This window comes from Nocardia sp. NPDC057440 (assembly GCF_042802915.1).
Classification (GTDB): domain Bacteria; phylum Actinomycetota; class Actinomycetes; order Mycobacteriales; family Mycobacteriaceae; genus Nocardia.
Window position 1 is genome coordinate 490,959 of sequence record NZ_JBHVDF010000006.1, and the last position, 15,244, is coordinate 506,202.

27 protein-coding genes are annotated in these 15,244 nt (G+C 64.5%); 5 read left to right on the forward strand and 22 right to left on the reverse strand.

Annotated features, from left to right (window positions below; translation table 11 throughout):
* Window positions 1–13 precede the first annotated feature (13 nt).
* The 18 genes from ACFU4Z_RS15910 to ACFU4Z_RS15995 all read right to left on the reverse strand — a co-directional run bounded on the left by ACFU4Z_RS15910 (window position 14) and on the right by ACFU4Z_RS15995 (window position 7,695).
* Window positions 14–241 (reverse strand): hypothetical protein, encoded by a 228-nt coding sequence (locus tag ACFU4Z_RS15910; protein ID WP_379063393.1) that lies wholly within the window; start codon window positions 239–241, stop codon window positions 14–16.
* Window positions 238–897: a DNA methylase gene (locus ACFU4Z_RS15915; RefSeq protein ID WP_379063395.1), complete on the reverse strand. Its 660-nt coding sequence runs from the start codon at window positions 895–897 to the stop codon at window positions 238–240. The genes ACFU4Z_RS15910 and ACFU4Z_RS15915 overlap by 4 nt, the downstream gene beginning before the upstream one ends.
* Window positions 894–1,328: a hypothetical protein gene (locus ACFU4Z_RS15920; protein ID WP_379063397.1), complete on the reverse strand. Its 435-nt coding sequence runs from the start codon at window positions 1,326–1,328 to the stop codon at window positions 894–896. The genes ACFU4Z_RS15915 and ACFU4Z_RS15920 overlap by 4 nt, the downstream gene beginning before the upstream one ends.
* Window positions 1,325–2,086, reverse strand: a complete 762-nt coding sequence (locus ACFU4Z_RS15925) for a hypothetical protein (RefSeq protein WP_379063399.1) — start codon at window positions 2,084–2,086, stop codon at window positions 1,325–1,327. Before ACFU4Z_RS15925 ends, ACFU4Z_RS15920 begins: the two co-directional genes overlap by 4 nt.
* A complete protein-coding gene (locus ACFU4Z_RS15930) occupies window positions 2,083–3,015 on the reverse strand; it encodes a PD-(D/E)XK nuclease-like domain-containing protein (protein WP_379063401.1) in 933 nt (310 codons plus the stop codon). Before ACFU4Z_RS15930 ends, ACFU4Z_RS15925 begins: the two co-directional genes overlap by 4 nt.
* On the reverse strand, window positions 3,012–3,188 hold the full coding sequence (locus ACFU4Z_RS15935; RefSeq protein ID WP_379063403.1) for a hypothetical protein: 177 nt from the start codon (window positions 3,186–3,188) through the stop codon (window positions 3,012–3,014). The genes ACFU4Z_RS15930 and ACFU4Z_RS15935 overlap by 4 nt, the downstream gene beginning before the upstream one ends.
* Window positions 3,185–3,724: a WhiB family transcriptional regulator gene (locus ACFU4Z_RS15940; protein ID WP_379063405.1), complete on the reverse strand. Its 540-nt coding sequence runs from the start codon at window positions 3,722–3,724 to the stop codon at window positions 3,185–3,187. The genes ACFU4Z_RS15935 and ACFU4Z_RS15940 overlap by 4 nt, the downstream gene beginning before the upstream one ends.
* Window positions 3,721–4,191 (reverse strand): hypothetical protein, encoded by a 471-nt coding sequence (locus ACFU4Z_RS15945; protein WP_379063407.1) that lies wholly within the window; start codon window positions 4,189–4,191, stop codon window positions 3,721–3,723. The genes ACFU4Z_RS15940 and ACFU4Z_RS15945 overlap by 4 nt, the downstream gene beginning before the upstream one ends.
* A gap of 62 nt (window positions 4,192–4,253) precedes the next feature.
* Window positions 4,254–4,463 (reverse strand): hypothetical protein, encoded by a 210-nt coding sequence (locus ACFU4Z_RS15950; RefSeq protein WP_379063409.1) that lies wholly within the window; start codon window positions 4,461–4,463, stop codon window positions 4,254–4,256.
* Entirely contained in the window at window positions 4,460–4,750 is a 291-nt protein-coding gene (locus tag ACFU4Z_RS15955) for a hypothetical protein (protein ID WP_379063411.1), read from the reverse strand. The genes ACFU4Z_RS15950 and ACFU4Z_RS15955 overlap by 4 nt, the downstream gene beginning before the upstream one ends.
* Window positions 4,734–4,892, reverse strand: coding sequence for a hypothetical protein (locus ACFU4Z_RS15960; RefSeq protein ID WP_379063413.1), 159 nt, complete (start codon window positions 4,890–4,892; stop codon window positions 4,734–4,736). Before ACFU4Z_RS15960 ends, ACFU4Z_RS15955 begins: the two co-directional genes overlap by 17 nt.
* Window positions 4,882–5,142, reverse strand: coding sequence for a hypothetical protein (locus tag ACFU4Z_RS15965; protein WP_379063415.1), 261 nt, complete (start codon window positions 5,140–5,142; stop codon window positions 4,882–4,884). The genes ACFU4Z_RS15960 and ACFU4Z_RS15965 overlap by 11 nt, the downstream gene beginning before the upstream one ends.
* A gap of 23 nt (window positions 5,143–5,165) precedes the next feature.
* Window positions 5,166–5,348, reverse strand: coding sequence for a hypothetical protein (locus ACFU4Z_RS15970; RefSeq protein ID WP_379063417.1), 183 nt, complete (start codon window positions 5,346–5,348; stop codon window positions 5,166–5,168).
* On the reverse strand, window positions 5,345–5,569 hold the full coding sequence (locus tag ACFU4Z_RS15975) for a hypothetical protein (protein ID WP_379063419.1): 225 nt from the start codon (window positions 5,567–5,569) through the stop codon (window positions 5,345–5,347). The genes ACFU4Z_RS15970 and ACFU4Z_RS15975 overlap by 4 nt, the downstream gene beginning before the upstream one ends.
* A complete protein-coding gene (locus tag ACFU4Z_RS15980; RefSeq protein WP_379063421.1) occupies window positions 5,566–5,910 on the reverse strand; it encodes a hypothetical protein in 345 nt (114 codons plus the stop codon). The genes ACFU4Z_RS15975 and ACFU4Z_RS15980 overlap by 4 nt, the downstream gene beginning before the upstream one ends.
* A gap of 566 nt (window positions 5,911–6,476) precedes the next feature.
* Window positions 6,477–7,265 carry a phage antirepressor N-terminal domain-containing protein gene (locus ACFU4Z_RS15985; RefSeq protein WP_379063423.1) on the reverse strand — a complete coding sequence of 263 codons (789 nt, stop codon included), beginning with the start codon at window positions 7,263–7,265 and terminating at the stop codon, window positions 6,477–6,479.
* Entirely contained in the window at window positions 7,262–7,465 is a 204-nt protein-coding gene (locus ACFU4Z_RS15990; protein WP_379063425.1) for a helix-turn-helix domain-containing protein, read from the reverse strand. The genes ACFU4Z_RS15985 and ACFU4Z_RS15990 overlap by 4 nt, the downstream gene beginning before the upstream one ends.
* The gene (locus ACFU4Z_RS15995; protein WP_379063427.1) at window positions 7,462–7,695 is read right to left on the reverse strand and encodes a hypothetical protein; all 234 of its coding nucleotides are present in this window, start codon (window positions 7,693–7,695) and stop codon (window positions 7,462–7,464) included. The genes ACFU4Z_RS15990 and ACFU4Z_RS15995 overlap by 4 nt, the downstream gene beginning before the upstream one ends.
* A 126-nt stretch (window positions 7,696–7,821) precedes the next feature.
* On the opposite strand from ACFU4Z_RS15995, the gene ACFU4Z_RS16000 reads away from it, so the two are divergent.
* From ACFU4Z_RS16000 to ACFU4Z_RS16010, 3 genes are all read left to right on the forward strand, one after another.
* Window positions 7,822–8,076 (forward strand): helix-turn-helix domain-containing protein, encoded by a 255-nt coding sequence (locus ACFU4Z_RS16000; RefSeq protein ID WP_379063429.1) that lies wholly within the window; start codon window positions 7,822–7,824, stop codon window positions 8,074–8,076.
* 609 nt (window positions 8,077–8,685) lie between these two features.
* Window positions 8,686–8,979 carry a helix-turn-helix domain-containing protein gene (locus tag ACFU4Z_RS16005; RefSeq protein WP_379063431.1) on the forward strand — a complete coding sequence of 98 codons (294 nt, stop codon included), beginning with the start codon at window positions 8,686–8,688 and terminating at the stop codon, window positions 8,977–8,979.
* A 49-nt stretch (window positions 8,980–9,028) separates the two neighbouring features.
* Window positions 9,029–9,721 (forward strand): hypothetical protein, encoded by a 693-nt coding sequence (locus ACFU4Z_RS16010; protein WP_379063433.1) that lies wholly within the window; start codon window positions 9,029–9,031, stop codon window positions 9,719–9,721.
* Between the two features lie 4 nt (window positions 9,722–9,725).
* On the opposite strand, the gene ACFU4Z_RS16015 is transcribed toward ACFU4Z_RS16010, so the two are convergent.
* From ACFU4Z_RS16015 to ACFU4Z_RS16030, 4 genes are all read right to left on the reverse strand, one after another.
* Entirely contained in the window at window positions 9,726–10,919 is a 1,194-nt protein-coding gene (locus tag ACFU4Z_RS16015) for a tyrosine-type recombinase/integrase (protein ID WP_379063435.1), read from the reverse strand.
* Between the two features lie 358 nt (window positions 10,920–11,277).
* Window positions 11,278–12,504, reverse strand: coding sequence for a tyrosine recombinase XerC (gene xerC, locus ACFU4Z_RS16020; RefSeq protein WP_379063437.1), 1,227 nt, complete (start codon window positions 12,502–12,504; stop codon window positions 11,278–11,280).
* 69 nt (window positions 12,505–12,573) lie between these two features.
* A complete protein-coding gene (locus tag ACFU4Z_RS16025; protein ID WP_379063439.1) occupies window positions 12,574–12,927 on the reverse strand; it encodes a helix-turn-helix transcriptional regulator in 354 nt (117 codons plus the stop codon).
* A gap of 11 nt (window positions 12,928–12,938) precedes the next feature.
* Complete coding sequence (locus tag ACFU4Z_RS16030; RefSeq protein ID WP_379063441.1) at window positions 12,939–13,094, reverse strand: hypothetical protein; 156 nt, start codon at window positions 13,092–13,094, stop codon at window positions 12,939–12,941.
* A gap of 664 nt (window positions 13,095–13,758) precedes the next feature.
* Between ACFU4Z_RS16030 and ACFU4Z_RS16035 the strand changes: the two genes are divergently transcribed.
* Both ACFU4Z_RS16035 and ACFU4Z_RS16040 read left to right on the forward strand, forming a co-directional pair.
* On the forward strand, window positions 13,759–14,490 hold the full coding sequence (locus ACFU4Z_RS16035) for a hypothetical protein (RefSeq protein WP_379063443.1): 732 nt from the start codon (window positions 13,759–13,761) through the stop codon (window positions 14,488–14,490).
* A gap of 76 nt (window positions 14,491–14,566) precedes the next feature.
* Complete coding sequence (locus ACFU4Z_RS16040; RefSeq protein ID WP_379063445.1) at window positions 14,567–14,932, forward strand: hypothetical protein; 366 nt, start codon at window positions 14,567–14,569, stop codon at window positions 14,930–14,932.
* The last annotated feature ends 312 nt before the right edge of the window (window positions 14,933–15,244 follow it).

Consider the following 15,244-nt stretch of genomic DNA (forward strand, 5'->3'; position numbering starts at 1 on the left):
GGTGACTCCTTGGCTAGAACGGGGCAGGGTCGTCGTCGACTTCGAATGAGAAGATCAGGAACTCATCGCCCCAAGTGACCCGAAGCCAGTCGTCGAACGACGTGGACTTCCCGGTCACCTCCTCGTATTTAGCTGCTGCTGCGGTGAGTGCGTCACGAACGTCGCCAACGACAGCGTGGGGCCCTTCAAGCACCCATCGGTAAACGCGTTTGACAGATTCGTTGGCCATGACGTTGGTCACGGGGTGACTCCTTCGATCGGGGCGCCGATAGCGGCGAGGAGTTGGCGGCCGATGAACTCGGTGTAGCGAGGCGGGATCGCTTGGCACAGTTCGTCACCGGTCATCCAGTCGATGCCCATGGCTTCTGGTCCGACGTAGGTGCCGACGTCGCCGGTGATGGACACATGCCAGCCCTCGGCCCAGCGGGCTTTGCGTTGTCGGGTGGCGGTGAGAGCTACGTGCTTCGGGTGTTCCGGCGGCGCGAGCGGCAGCCGGGACTCGAACCGGCGGTGTCGGTAGGTGCGCAACCCGAACATGCCGCCGCACAAGGTGATCGACCGCTTCTTGTCCAAGGGCGCGGACATGACGTTCTCGATGACGTACGGCTTACCGATGTCGTCGAGGGCGTCGCGGGTCGCCGCGATCAGATCGGGGTAGGTCTTGTGTGGATGGAGGGCGCCGAGCGGCGTGTATGCCTGGCAGGGCGGTGACGCGTGGATGGCGTCGAAGTCGCGCCAGTTCGCGGTCAGGAACTCGATCGCGTCGCCCTGGTGGAACTCGTGCCGGTTGTTCGGCTGCGGTGCGATGTCGACGCCGATCACTTCGAATCCGGCGCGGGCGTAGCCTTCGCCAGCGCCACCGGCGCAACAGAAAAGGTCGAGCAGGCGGGGCTTCATGCGACCCCTCCTTCGATCGGGGTGATGCCGCCGCGGTCATCCAGCAGCACCCACCGGCCGCGGTACAGGACCGGGACATCGGCGGACTGCTTGTCGCCCAGTTGGGACACCAGCCACCCGTTGCAGTACGCCTCAGTGCGGTGCAGCTCTATCCGCAAATGACAGGCGTCAGCGAGGTGCAACGCGTTTGCCGCGTGATTCACCCAACCCAGCGATGTACCACCGACGCCGCGCGGACGCCGGTGATGGATCACCTGCGCGACGCCACAAGAGTCGAGTTCACAGATCCCGCCGGAGCGGGCGCGGATGATGTGCTTCACCGGCTCGGGGAACCCGTCCGGGTTGGGCTTGGGGGTTTGGGGCTGCTTCTTGGGCACCGCGCGGCGCACGAACTCTCGGGCGATGTTCGATGGCCGCCGTTGGATGGTCATGCGTCGCCGCCCTCGTCGAGCGGAAGCTCTGCGGGTTCGTCTTCGGCCGGTTCGTCGGCGACCTCCGCGTCGACCCACTCTGGCGCGACCTCAGCGTCTTCAGTCGGCGGCTCCGGATCCGCCTGCGGCTCCAGTGTTTCAGGGATGCCGATGAGGTCGGCTGCCGAGACTCGTTCCGCAGTGGCCTGGATCGGGCCTGCGTCGCGCAGTTCGTTGGGGTCGTATTCGATACCGAGCAGCAGCTCCGGGGCTGTCTTACGGCACGTCTCGGCCAGCGCCCTGGCGTACAGCATGTTCGTCGGCTCGGTGCGGTACTTGGTGTTGGTCTTGTCGTAGCCCGCCTGCTTGACGCGCTCCATCGTCCACACCGATTCCTCGTCCTGGTCTTCGCTGTCGGCATCAGCACGGCGGCCGCGGACAACGGCGCGTTCGGCGGTGTTCTCGACGGTCCACACCTTGTGTCCATGAGCGAGCAGGACGGCGCGCATGGTGCGTGCTTCGAGGGCTGGTTTGCCGTGGATGACGATCACGTTCTGCAGCGACTGGACGGCGTCGAGTCCGAGCTTCTGCCCGAACAGGATTGCTACGGCGCCGTCTTGGGGTTTGCCGCGGTAGTCCTTCGGCGCGAACGTCGTCTTGCACAGGGACTGCGCGAGGCGGTATGCGGCGTCGAGCGCGGCGACCTGGTCGTGCAGGCTGGCAACCATCGCGCTGGAGGCAGGCAGGTTGGCCTCGGGCACTGCGATTTCGGTGCTCACGCGAGCGACTCCTCATCTTGGTAGGCCGACCACTTGGGCAGGCTCAGGTAATGGATCTCGTTGGGGTGGCCGGGCCATTCGCCGGTGGCGACGCATTCGGCGTAGATGTCGATGGCGCGGCGGTTGAGGTCGCGGCCGCGCTCGATGTCGTGGCCTTCGAGTCCGACGACGGACACGAGATAGGGAGGGTTCTTGTCCTGCACGATGAACAGCAGGTCCGGCTCATATTCGAGTTCCAGGACTGCCTGCAACCCCTCCGTGTACCAGGGGTGCTGTTGGTGGTAGCCGAATTTGGCGGCCGAGGCGACGAACAGGCGCGGGTCTGCGGACCGGCTGGTCTTGTAGTCCACGATCAGCCGTCGCCCGTCGCGGGTCTCGGTGATCCAGTCCGGGCGGAAGCGGAGCATGACGTCGGTCCCGGGGTCGCGGTGGTAGCCGGACTGTTCGGCGACACCATGAGCCAGCAACGCGGCAGCCAGTGGGTGGCTGCGGACCGCGGCGGCCATGGCGCGCACTGCTTGGTAGTCCACCGTGAGCAATGGAGTCAGGCCGTCGTCGTAGCACTCGGCGCGCTCCTCTTTGGCCGCCTTCGACCGCCAGTCGTCGTGTCGCACTTCGTGGATCGGGGCGCCGACACCGAGCACGAGCGAGTGTGCGGCGTGGCCAACGTCGAAGTAGTCCTTCTCCTCGCGCGGGTTGTCCTGCATCCATCGGAAGCTGGCCGGCGTGTAGGGCGGCAGCAGCTTCCGGGCGCCGGACGACGACAGGGAGTTCCGGTCCCCGTGGTAGACGGCTTCGTCGATGCCGTCGTACAGGCCCCGCGCGGTCGGCGCCTTGTAGATCTCGCGGTCGTCGACCTCACCGCCCCCGCAGTGAGGGCAGCCCGCCCCGTGGCAGAACGGGCAGTCGTGCACAGCTGGGGCAGTCACGAACCCTCCCTGATGAATTCGGCGATGATTGCGGAATCAGCCCGGTTGGCGGTGATGGTGAATCCGGGTTTGTTGCGGTCGTTGACGGTGATGCGGATGCGGCCGTTTGGATCGCGCTCGATCACCAGGCGGGACAAGCCATCGGAGAAGACGAGCTCGGCAGGCTGGCTCATGACGCCACCCGCTGCGGGACAGGCACGGCAAGGATCCGCTCGGCACGGTCGCGGGCCATGGTCCGCCACGGCAACCCGCCACTGCCCCTGCGGAGTCCGTGGATCGTGCTGGTCGCAACATCGGCTGCTGCCGCGATCTCCTTGATCTGCATGCCCGCGGCCCTCAACACCTCGACCCAGCGCCGGACAGGCTCGGTATCAACGCAGTCGCGGCAGGCCGGACACAGGGCGTTCGGGCGTTTGGTTTCGAAAGCCTGGCCACAATCCCGGCATGCCTTTGTGTTCCCGCCATGGCCCGGGAGCCCCAGCCATACACGGAGCTCGTCACGCTGATCGGAAGCGCTGCAACGGAACCCCGCGACGATCGCGTACCGCTCGTCACGCTTGACCGCGTCCTCACCGCATTGACGGCGAACCGGGCATGCCTTGCAGATCTGCTCGGCATAGGTTCCACCGTTGGTGTCGGGAAACCACAGGTCCGGGCATGGGTGGTTGCGGCAGGCCGCCTTCGTCTTCCAATCCGCTTCTCGGGTCACCGGTTCACCGCCTTCTGGCGTTCGCGCCGCTCCGCCTGAACGCAGGGGTTGCACACGCCATTTCGAACACCGCGCTGCCGGTAGCCGCCCGCTGCGGTTCGCAGATAGGGGCGGCTGCATTCGCTGCACAGCGGCCGCGCCTGCGACTTGATGAGGCCGAGCATTTCCAGCAGATCCCGGCATTCCTCGGCGTCCTCGGCGTAGTGGGCCACAGCCAGGCGGGCCTGCTGTTCCGTTTCGTCGCTGACCGTTTCGACTCTCGGCGTGAGGAAGTCGAGGTCTTGGTGCGCCTTCCGGCGCCGCTCTGGCTTTACAGCTGGCTTGCGGACAGGCAACGGGATGGCCTCCAGCCGCTCGGCGGTGGCGCGGGCGATGCTGCCCCACCGCCGCTGGGGGTCTTCGCAGATCAGGCCGCTGATGGTGGGGCGTGGGACATCGGATGCTTCGGAGATCTCCGCGACGGACATGCCGCGGAAGGTCAGCCTCTTCACATGCCGGCGGGGAGCGATCGCGTCGACTACGTCTTCTGTCACAACGCCCCCATCCGGTCAGCGATGTCCCAGTCCCGTTGCAGGTCTGGGTCGTAGGGGTGCTGCTCGCCGTCGTCTTCGGCTTCCGCTGGTGCGCCGGAGTACTCATCCCCCGGGCCCGTCCAAAGGCCGATGACAACCGCGGAGATGAAGCCCGCGGCCGCCAACTTCCATGCGACGCCGAGCAGGTCTATCCACCACGGGGTCACGCGGTCACCCCGCCGAGGTACTCCACACGCCACGTACGCAGGGTTTCCCGCACCCAGTCGCCGACGGTGCCGTGCTCGCCGAACCACTCACGCGTGCACAGCAAATGACTGGCTTCGGTGCGGAGTTCAGCTCTCGTGGCGAAACCGTTGTCCGACCACCACACCGTCAGGCAGCGACCCTCGTAGCCGTAGATGGTTGCCGTCCCGTCCTGGTTGACGGACCATCCCAGCTGGACGGCATCAACGGTGATGGAGATGCGCTCGTTCAGGTCACTCGGCACAGTCATCGACCCTCCTCAGGGCGAACCAGGCGGCGGAGTCTTGGGCGAAGCTGAGCTCGGTGACTTCCTCTACGTCCTCGGCTTCCTCGGCGCGCTGTCTGCGCTCGGCCGCGCGGATGTACTTGGCGAAGAACGGCTCACGCGACATGGCCACGCACCTCCTCCGGTTCCCAGCCCGCCGACCGCAACGCACGCGCGTGATCCAGCACAGGTATGCAGGCGAGCAGGTAGAAGGTGATCAGCACTCCTTCGCTGTCACACGGGAAGATGCAGGTATCGCCCACCAACTCGGACGAGGTGACCGTGATGTATGCGGTTTCTCCGCCGGGGTACTTCGCCAGCGGGTACACCGCGTAGACCGCTTCGGTGTTCTGCGGATCCGCTGGGATCGGCTGCATAAAGGTCCTGTAGGCCGTGCCCCTCATCGCTCGTCCTCCCAATCGGCTCGTGCGGGTGCGTAGTGCCAGTCGTTCCAATCGGTCGCCTCCGGAACCGGCCGGGGCGCCTCCTCTTCGGCGCGGTGCGGCCACGCGTGGAAGGCGCGCTCGAATACCTCGGCCAGCCGTTCGGCGATGTGCGGGTGTGGGAGATGCAGGTGCTTCATGCCGCCCTCCCGGTCAGGAGCGTGTGAAGCTCCCAGGCGATTTCATGGCGGCGGGTGCTCTCGGGGTGCCGCTGCATCAGGCCGTCCAGGTATGCGTGGATTTCCTCCTGGGCGGCCATGTCCATCACCTGGTCGGCGATCTCACGTTCCACCGAGCCGACCGGCGTGACGTACAGGTCGTCGAGGTAGCGCAGCCACAGCGCGCGGGGGCGGCCCCTCATGACTGCACCGCCGTCTCCGCGTTCGGGCACAGGATGTTCGAGCCGCCGCCGTTGCCGTGGCGGGTATGGACGGTGCTGTGGTTGCCATTGACGCCCATGCAGATCGAGCACCGCTGCGCCTCGACGGCATGCAAGGCGCGCAAACCCTGGGACGCGATCACCGACGGGGCTGTGCCTCGGTCTTCGTCGACAAGGGTGATCAGGAAGTTCAGGACGGCAGCCTCCCCGGCGAATGCCGACAAAGCGGCGAGGGCAGTACCGATGTGGTGATCGACGGACACTGCGTCGGTGGCGCGCAGGTCGGCCAGATATGCACGCCACGCGGCAGATTGAATGGACATTGGTAGACTTCCTTCTCGTGTTCTAGATAGGTCGGCCGTCGGGCGGTACCCCGGCGGCCAGTTCCCTTTTCAGGGGACGTTGGGGGCGCACCCCGAACCGCCGAGATCGCCATCACGTGACGGAACGGGGTGAGCTACCTCACCTCCGGGAGTCGAGCTCACCGGAGATGAGGGGGTCTGAGGAATCAGCGCCTGATGCGCGACACAGCTTGAGCACCACTCGACGCGCGGGATGTCGAAATCAGGGCAGGTGAACGCCGCGGCGCCGTGCTCACAGCGGCGGCCAGCGATGATGAATAGCGCGTCGAACCAGTTCTGCACCCGATTGGGATCGGTCAACCGGGGCACACCCTGCTGGCTCAACGCTGCGCGAGGGGAGGCGCTGCGGCCATCAGCTGGGTGTGCCCCGCCCCCGGCGGTGAGAGCGCACTCGCCGGAGGAGTCATCGGAGTCGACGCGAGTGACATACACCCGGCCGTCCGCCGTCATGGAAGCCATCAAGAGGTCGTCGCCAGACCTGCCAGCACGCCACGCCTCACGGAGGTGGCGGAGGAAGTTGCGGGCGTTCATGCCGCACCTGCCGCGCGAGTTACGCCCTCGTAGTGGCGGTTCCACACCTCATCGAAGAGTGGGCGGTCGGCCTGCGTGTAGGCGAACACCTCGCGCACGGTGCCATTCGGCAACTCCTGATACGCCTTCTTCGGCGTCTCGCCGTACTCGGCGAGGTACAAGCCCTTGAGCCGCTTGCCGAACCCCGACGCCTTGGCGTTGATCATGTCGTTCGCCAGGCCCTTGTCCTTCAGGAAGTCGCTGACGTACAGCGGCACATCCTGGGGATTGATCTCCGGAGCTTCGCCGAGGCCACGCGCAAGGACGATGCGCGCCTTCGCCTCCAGATGTTTCGGGTCGATGATCCCCGCGAAGGCAGCGATCAGCTTCGCCTGCGCGGTCGCGCGATTCACCAGGACGTCGAGTTGGTCGACGGTCGCCGCCGGGTTGATCGCGCCGCCCTCATGGAAGTAGCTGTCAAGAGCGTCGGCGGCCTGCGCTTGGAACGCCCGCAGGATTGGGCGAGCCGCTTCGTTTACCCGCCCCTCGTCGAGCGTGGCGAGCCACATCGTCATCGTGCGGCGGTCAATCATGTACATCTCGTACGACTTGCCGTCGGAACCAGTTGCGGTGCTCATGCTGGTAACTGCCCACGACTTGGCCTTGAGCTTTCGCTGCTGGGTCCAGGCGTCGACGCCGATCGCTTCGCACATCGGCTTGAGCGCCACGAAGGGGACGCCGTCGATCAGAGTGGCGTCGAGTGTGGCATCCGCACCGGGAACCGAGATCGTGGTCAGAGTGGTCATTCGTCCCCCTCGGCTGGGCATGACTTGGCGTAGGAAACGAGCTCGGAGTGGTCGAAGTAGACGCGGCCGCCGTCGACGCGGGCGATGATCCGGCCTTGCTCGCGGAGGCGGTCGAGGCTGCGCGCGGAGATTGACAGCTGCTGCGCGGCTTCGGCCTTCGTGTATCGGATGCGTGTTGCCGCGACGGACCGGGCGGTCATGCCGCTGCCCCGTCGTCACAGATCGGGTCGGGGACCAGGTCGGAGGTGCGGCAGCCGACTGCCTGAGCGATCAGCCCGAGTTCGATGAGTTTCCAGCGGCCTTCGCTCATGCGGCGCAGGAGGATCGTCTTGGTGAGTTTGATTTCGGAAGCTAGCTGGTCGAGGTCGACACCAGCTACGCTCATGGCGCGGAGTACCTTCTCCGTCGCCGCTTGGTCGAGCTGTTCCATACGGACTAGATTACGTCCGGTTCGGAATCATAGCAACCCCATAGGGAACACTATTTCTTCCGAACTCAATATTGCATTCCATGCAAAGACTTGCGCGAACGCCAGTCGGAACGGAAAATACTCCGTATGGACACTGAGAGGCTCGGCAACGCCATCAACAAGGCGGTTGGGGACGAGCTGCGGGGGCTGCGCGCCAAGCGGAAGATATCCCGAGAGGAGCTGCGGAAGCGGACCGGACTCGGCCTGAGTACGATTCAGCGCTTCGAAAACGGGGAGCGCTCACCCGACCTACCGCAGCTGACCCTCATACTCCGAGCACTCGACATGCCCATGCAGGAGTTTGTAGCGCTCGCGCTACGAGACGTCGAAGGAATCGAATAGGCGATACGGGTCAGCCCCGAGTTGCACCGCTCCGACCAGCAGGTCGCGAAGGGTGGGCCTTCCATGCCTAATGCGATGGACGCCACCGGATCCCAGCAGTGTCTCCAGCAAACCGTCCTCCAGCCCCGACAAGGTCTCCGCCAACACCTGCGGGCTGGTAATGGGCTCAGGTAGGTCGCAGTCTGCTTTGGTCATCGGAGAACCCCCAGGCTTGAAGCTGCACAACACCACTCGACTATCAGTGGCTTCCGTGGTCCCACCTCGTTGTCGTACACGGCTTGCCCTTCATGTACTGCCCCGGCCTTTTTGTGAAGTTCTGATAGTAGTTTCACATACAACTAGCCCGCCAGAGGTTTGCCGAAAATCGATGGAATAATTCCCGAATCGCTACCCCCTTGCTAATCCGAAGCGCTGACAAGGGATTTCCAGGCAACATCATCGCAGGTCGCGCGAGATCTACAGAGCAGCACGACGTCTCGACCAGCACGCTTCTTAATCAGACCGACCGGCATGTCAGTGGCCAGATCTGGCCGTCACAGACCCAACTACCACATAAACCCGAGGCCAGATCTGGGTATGCCGCTTTCCCATCCCGACTACCCTGGACAGGTGGATGGATTGACCGACCGAGCATTCGCGGCCGAACTCCTCGCCCGCCGCGGCCGAGCCGGACTCAGCCAGCCGGAGCTAGCAGAGTTGGCAGGCATCAAGATCCGCACCTATCGCCGCCTCGAACAAGCGGAGCGTGGATGCAACCTCGACGAGCTGGCACGCCTCGCCGGCGCCTTGGGTACCCACATGACCGAACTGGCCTATGCGATCGAGCAACGCGTGAAAACCGGTGCCGTACTGCCATCTTCCCGGGCAGCCGATGAATGGCGGGGCGCGCTCGGCATCGACTGATTCGCCCAAAACAGACCGGACTGTTGGCTCCCGCTCTTAGACTGCGGTGGTGTTGCTCGTGATTGCCGCATTGTTTGCGGTAGGGGTTGGCCGGCTGGCTATTTGGGTGAATCATCCACGATCGAGACTTCTCACAACCATTTTGCTGACCCTGGCCTGCTCGTACGCTCTGGCATTGCCCGAGGTCGATCACGCGGTGGATCACCGCACAGCGCCGATTCTGAGCGACAACATATCCGACCTCACGCAAACAATCCTACTGGTCTGTGTGTGCTACGGACTCGGACGGATCTCGCTACGATCGGTCGATGGCGACCGCTACATCCACCCGTGGACAGCCGCCGCGCTCACTGCGATCGGCGCAATGCTGGTCGCGTACTCGCTGAGTCGCCTCGCCCGCACGCCCGTCGATGATGCGACCACGCTCACCGACTCGCCAACCGTGACGTTCTTCATGATCTATCTGGGGTATCTGGCCCTGACTTGCGCCCTGATCATCCTCGGTACGATCCGCGGGATACGCACGCAGCCCGGCGACTTGCGGTGGCCACTGCTAGCGATTTGCGTCATGGCCGTCCTCGGCGCCGCCTACGCCATCAACGCCGCCGCGCTATTAGTCTTCTGGCCAGCCATATTCCACCGCAGCCAAGGGGACATCTTCCAGCTCTGGTCCGGCCCGGCGCTAACCCTGCTGGCGGTGGCCGGACTCTGGGGCCTCGTCATCGCCTTACGACATCGCTGACGGATCACTCCAGCGAAAGCAGCCCATTCAGATTCCCCAACGCCTTTCGTGCCAGCGACAGGTCGACGTGCGCATACTTGCGTTGCGCCGCAACCGTCGACTGCCCCATGATCTGCATGCGAACCGACTCCTCTACCCCCATCTCGAGCAGCAAGGTCGCCGTCGTGTGCCGTGCGTCGTGCAGTCTCACCTCCGGGACACCCGCCCGCTTCAGCGCCTCGTGCCACGCCTCGTTGTCCGTCTTCCCGGGTATCGGAGTGCCGGCGTCGGACACCCACACCAGACCGAAACGGTTCACGGGCGTCGACTCGAGATAGACCTCGAGGATCGCGGCGAGCGGCGTCGGCAGCGGAACTATGACGGGCCGTTGGCCTTTGCGGCGCGTAAGTGCAAACCGGCGATAGAGCGGGCGCAGCTCGTAGCCCTTGGGCACATCGAACCGATCAGGGTCATCCAGGTCGAAACCAGGCTTGGTTGCCAACGACTGCAACTGCCAGGACGTATCGACAGTCAAGGTCTTCATGTCGATGCGGGCCCGCTCGAGCCCTAAGCATTCACCCTGCCGGGCGCCCAGAAAAAAGGCCGTAGCCCAGCGGGTGACCATGCGATCGCCACTCTCCAATGCCGACAGCAGGACTCGCCGGGCCTGATCGGAGGTCAGCGCCTTGCCGCTAGAGGCGTTGTTCATCGGCTTGGTCACGCTCTCGGTGGGGTCGGACGTGATGACCCCCTCCTTCTTGGCCGCCTTCATGGCGACGCTCCACACGGCATAGGTCAACTCCGCGGTGCGCGGACTCCACTGCTCGCCAACCTTCTTCAGGTTGCCGCGAATGTCCGCCGGGGCGACGGGCAACCGCTTGCCCCCGACGAACGGCACGATCTGGTTGTCGATCGTGTCCCGGTATGACTTGTACGTCTTCGGCGCGCGGTGGGGTTTGACCATCTCTTCGACCCAGTAGTCGAACCACTTCTCGACCGACATCTTGCTGCGGGGCTTGTATTCGCCTTTCGCGATCTTGTTTCTCAGTTCTCGGAACTCTTCGACCAAGTCGCCTTTGTCGGCGCGGGCGACGGAGGCGCGGCGCTCCTCGCCGAACTCGTCCTCGTACCAGATTGCGCCTATCCACATCTCGTCGGAGGCGCGTTGATAGATGGACCCTTCGCCGCGCGGGCGGCGGCGCTTCTTCTTCGGTGGCATGAGTCATCCCCGGTTGGCTTCTGTAGCTTATCTGTAGCTTAACGCGGGCTAGTCAGGACTAGACAGGGTTAGACAGAAATGAGCAGCAGCCAGCCGGTTCTCAGAAAACAGGCAGGTGATCGACGGTTTAGAACCTCCAGCCCAGCTGACTCTTAATCAGCGGGTTCGGGGTTCGAGTCCCTGATGGCGCACCTAAATTAGCAGGTCAGGCCCGATACTATGATCGGGCTTCTTCCGATCTACCGGACCGTCACCAAAAGAACACCAAAAAGTCACCACCACTGGTTCCTCAGCTGGCCGCGCCTAACCCCAACTCCAGCACGGCCGATGAGTCCGGTGCCCGCTCCGGCGAGACGATCTAGTGCCGCTCCGTGATGCCCTCACGAGAATGCCCCAACTGCTTCGCGGCCGTCTTCGAATCCGACGCCTCAGCGATCAGCGTTGCGACCGTCTTCCGGAATGTGTACTGAGTCACATCCTTGTACAGCGTGCCTCGTGCGTCCCGCCATGTCCGGTTGAAGTTATGCGGATCGCGGAGCACTCCACCCCGGCCGGGAAACACGAGCGCAACCTTGTCCTCAACCTCCACCACGCTGCCACCCACTTCGCGTAGCGCCTTCACCGCACACATCCGCCCCTGCACCGGGTCGGCTCGCAACCGTTTCAACATGCGGGTCGTGAACTCGGGAAGGGCGACGACTCGGTATCCGGCATCAGATTTCGCCCGTTCCTGCCGGAACAGCCCTTTCCCGGTGAGCCTGACGACGGTCGCCGATACGATGAACGTCGCCGGTTCCGCTTCGAGATCGAGCTGATCCCAGGAAACCGCCAGCGCCTCTCCTGGGCGCACTCCAGAGCCGAGGATCAAGTCGGCTACATCGACCACGAGCCAGTCACGCTTCGGGCCGTGCGTATACGCGGGAGTTCCCGGAATCTCGTTCCCTGCCAGCCACTCCCGAAGCTGAGAACGCAAGCCGTCCAAGCGTTCCCGTTCGATGATCTGGGGCTTGGTCTTGTGTCTGCGCATACGGGACGTATCATGTACCGGGTTCTCCTGGAGGGCACCGTATCGGACGGCGACCCCCATGATCCCAGTCAGAATAACCTCGTGCAGTCGCGCCTTCGACTTCATTCCGACATCAACGATCGACTGGATGTGTTCATCGAGTCGGCCTGTATCCGCTTCCCACACACGGAGATTGCCGATGGCGGGACGCAGCTTGACCGCATCCTTTTGAGCGCGCTTGTCATCGCTCGCGTCTATCTCACCCTTATACCGGTCGTAGGACTGCTGGCCTACGCCTTCGTCTCGTTTCACCTCGTCAAGCCACATGTCCATCAGGACAGTGAGGCGAGTATCGCGGGTGACCTTGCCGCGCGTGCGGCCCTTGTACTGCTTCTGACGGGCCGTGAGCCTCTTCCGTAACTCCGTCTTGGCTTTGCTCTGCGTTGTTCCGTATGCATCCACGAGGCGGCCCTTGCCATCGTAGTCTCGGAACGTCGCCCAAGCCCTCCAACTCCCGCCTTTCTGCTCTTTGGTGCCTATCTCGCCGTAGCTGCCGAGTTCAGTGGCTGGTCGTGGCACTGCGGTTCTCCTTCCTTCAGGGTTTGCTTACGCTGCTTCGGGCTGCTCTTCGGTATGCACCATGCGGGCCTAGAGGTAGGCGTCCAGGTCTGTGAGCCGATACATGCACGAGTTGCCGGATGGCTTCGAGTAGCGAGGGCCTTGCCCCTGGGCGGCCCAGTTCGCAAGGGTGCGAGGGTGAACGCCCATGTATTCACCCGCCTCTACACGAGTGAGCCACCGTTTGCCACTGCCATAGCCGGACGAACTCACACCGCTAGACCGGGTCGGGCCCTGCGTGTCGGCGGTCGATGTGGGGCCTGCATACGCAATCCGATACACCTCCCCGCCACTACCGGCGGCATTCCTTTTCCCATCGAAATGGGGTTGCGTTGGGCTGCGTTGACCTGCCGATTGGCGGAATTGCTCTGGCCCAGTTGCCATTCGGTAACCTCCTACAGTGCCTGCACGTGCAGGTCAGCCAGCATCTCGCCCTCGTGACCTTCTGCGATACGAATCTCGATGTCCGCCTGCGGAACTCCGGCGGCGCGGGCCAGGGCGGCCCGTGCCCCCGCGCGGTCGCATTCCGACGCGACGACAGCGACTTCCACGAACGCTCGAGAAGTCGCGTTCTTCTGGCGTGTGGGTCATTTCATCTCCTTTCCAGTGTGTCGATGTCGTTTCCGCCGTGCACGAATGCGGGTCCATGAACGCTCCCCACACCGGCCGTCGTCAAGCGAACCCCGGGATTGCCCACACCACGCATAGGCACCTGCGGGATGTTCGGCACGACTCGTGTCGGGCCGTAGCGCCGCCGATTCCGGGTCGGGCACATGGGAATCCGGCCGCGTCGCAAAATGGCGGCAGACGCACGTTCCGGGCGGCGCGACGCCTGATCCGGTCCCGGTTGCGCCGAATCCGGTCCCCGCGATCGGTGATGCGCTGCGCGTGGGCATCCGGAAGGAGATTCTTGTTTGGCAGCGCGCCGGGGCCGGGGGTGTGGTCATGCGGCCATGCCTTGCTCGAACACGCTGATGCGTAGGTGGGTGAGATCGGTCAGCATCAGCGCGACCGAGCAGGTGACCTGCTGAGGTACTACGCCGTTGCCGAGCGCGCGTAGTAGCGCGACGCGCGGAGGGAAAGTCGCTGACCCAGCCAGGTCCCAGTCCTTGCAGCCATTCCACGAATACCGGGCCAGGACGGGGCGGCCGTGGCGCCGGTCGGCGTCCCTACGTCCCCAAGAACGTTCCGGCGGATCTGTCGCTGCTGCAACTGGTGCCCTACCAGCAACTGACGCTGCTGGAGCTGCCCCGCGACCTCGCAGCTGGCCGGGCACGGGGATTCCCGCCAGCGCCGGATGCGGCACTAGCCGCGGCCAGGCAGGAATTCGTCCGGGAGCACGCCACCTGGCACGGGTGGAACACCTCGGTCACCGAGAAAGTTCAGCAGGCCATCCGTGTCCTGCTCGGCACCCAGGACACACCCGGCGCGGCGATCCGCGCCTCCGACGTACTGGCGATGTCGGGCATCGGGCTGCCGATCCGTCCGGTGCTGGACGTGCTCACCGCAGCCGACATGCTCACCGACGACCGCGTCGCGCCGATCGTGCGCTGGTTCGACACCCAGACCGGGGTGCTGCCCGAACAGATGCGCCGCGAGGTGAGCGTCTGGTTCGACATCGCCCGCCACGGCAGCTCCACCCCACCCCGATTCCGTCCTCGCGCCGAAGTCACCGTCAAAAGCCAACTCCGGTTCGCCCGGCCGACGCAGCATGCCTGGGCTGCAAGCCACGAATCGCTGCGGGAAGTCGGCTGCGACGATGTGCTCGCCGCGCTGCCCGCTGACGGCCGAGCACTCTCGAGTGTGCTGCAGGGTCTGCGTTCGATCTTCCGAATCCTCAAGGCGCGCAAGCTTGTTTTGCCAACCCCACCGCCCGGGTCAGCGTCGCCAAACCGCATCCGACCGTGGCGGACCCGATCAACCTCGACCAGTTGCGTTCGGCGTTGACCAGTCTCGATCCCACCTGCGCCGTGCTGGCCGGGTTGCTCGCCTTCCACGCCGTGCGCGTACGCCAACTGATCGCGTGTGGCTGAACGACATTTGGGAAGGCTGCGCGTGTTTGCCCGACCGCATGGTCCCGCTCGCCGAACCGGTTCGTCAGCGCATGACCGCCTGCCTCGACTACCGGCCACAGAACTGGCCTGCCACGGCCAACCCGTATCTGTTCATCCACTACCGCAACGCCACGACCACCAAACCCGTTACGCCGCACTGGATCCGCGCACAGCTCGGCTTGATCGCGCAATCGATCCGCATAGACCGCATAGACCGCATAGACCGCATAGACCGCATAGACCGCATAGACCGCATCTTCGACGAGGCCCATGCCACCGGCGGCGATATTCGACGAAACCCAGGAATAGCCGCGGTGGCAGCAACTGCCGGCTGAGACCAAACCCCGCGGCCAACATGGCGCATTCCGTGCTCTCGCATCTGCGCGTGCTCGAGGCCGCAGGCACACGCTCGTCGCCCAGGGCCCGGGATGAGCGTGCCGGGCTTGCTGTAGGCGGCCGGGACGAGCTCGCGGACCCTAGATGGGGAACGCCAGGAAAAACCAGCAAAGCCCCGGCTTACCGGGGCTTTTTCGGGGAAGCTCTCACAACCACGTAGGGTCGCCGAACACCGCGCCCATGTCGTCGACCTCTGGTGACGTGGCAAGCACATAAGTGAATTGCCGGATATTGACGGGACCCGTGCAGGT

Bases quoted from the DNA above. Each gene is read 5' to 3' on its own strand.
- ACFU4Z_RS15920 (WP_379063397.1), bottom strand. From the start codon at position 1,328: ATGACCATCCAACGGCGGCCATCGAACATCGCCCGAGAGTTCGTGCGC.
- ACFU4Z_RS15915 (WP_379063395.1), bottom strand. From the start codon at position 897: ATGAAGCCCCGCCTGCTCGACCTTTTCTGTTGCGCCGGTGGCGCTGGC.
- ACFU4Z_RS15990 (WP_379063425.1), bottom strand. From the start codon at position 7,465: ATGACCGCCCGGTCCGTCGCGGCAACACGCATCCGATACACGAAGGCC.
- ACFU4Z_RS16000 (WP_379063429.1), top strand. From the start codon at position 7,822: ATGGACACTGAGAGGCTCGGCAACGCCATCAACAAGGCGGTTGGGGAC.
- ACFU4Z_RS15980 (WP_379063421.1), bottom strand. From the start codon at position 5,910: ATGTCCATTCAATCTGCCGCGTGGCGTGCATATCTGGCCGACCTGCGC.
- ACFU4Z_RS15965 (WP_379063415.1), bottom strand. From the start codon at position 5,142: ATGCAGCCGATCCCAGCGGATCCGCAGAACACCGAAGCGGTCTACGCG.
- ACFU4Z_RS15970 (WP_379063417.1), bottom strand. From the start codon at position 5,348: ATGAAGCACCTGCATCTCCCACACCCGCACATCGCCGAACGGCTGGCC.
- ACFU4Z_RS15935 (WP_379063403.1), bottom strand. From the start codon at position 3,188: ATGAGCCAGCCTGCCGAGCTCGTCTTCTCCGATGGCTTGTCCCGCCTG.
- ACFU4Z_RS15995 (WP_379063427.1), bottom strand. From the start codon at position 7,695: ATGGAACAGCTCGACCAAGCGGCGACGGAGAAGGTACTCCGCGCCATG.
- ACFU4Z_RS16025 (WP_379063439.1), bottom strand. From the start codon at position 12,927: ATGGCAACTGGGCCAGAGCAATTCCGCCAATCGGCAGGTCAACGCAGC.
- ACFU4Z_RS16015 (WP_379063435.1), bottom strand. From the start codon at position 10,919: ATGCCACCGAAGAAGAAGCGCCGCCGCCCGCGCGGCGAAGGGTCCATC.
- ACFU4Z_RS15960 (WP_379063413.1), bottom strand. From the start codon at position 4,892: ATGTCGCGTGAGCCGTTCTTCGCCAAGTACATCCGCGCGGCCGAGCGC.
- ACFU4Z_RS15945 (WP_379063407.1), bottom strand. From the start codon at position 4,191: ATGTCCGTCGCGGAGATCTCCGAAGCATCCGATGTCCCACGCCCCACC.
- ACFU4Z_RS15955 (WP_379063411.1), bottom strand. From the start codon at position 4,750: ATGACTGTGCCGAGTGACCTGAACGAGCGCATCTCCATCACCGTTGAT.
- ACFU4Z_RS15985 (WP_379063423.1), bottom strand. From the start codon at position 7,265: ATGACCACTCTGACCACGATCTCGGTTCCCGGTGCGGATGCCACACTC.
- ACFU4Z_RS15975 (WP_379063419.1), bottom strand. From the start codon at position 5,569: ATGAGGGGCCGCCCCCGCGCGCTGTGGCTGCGCTACCTCGACGACCTG.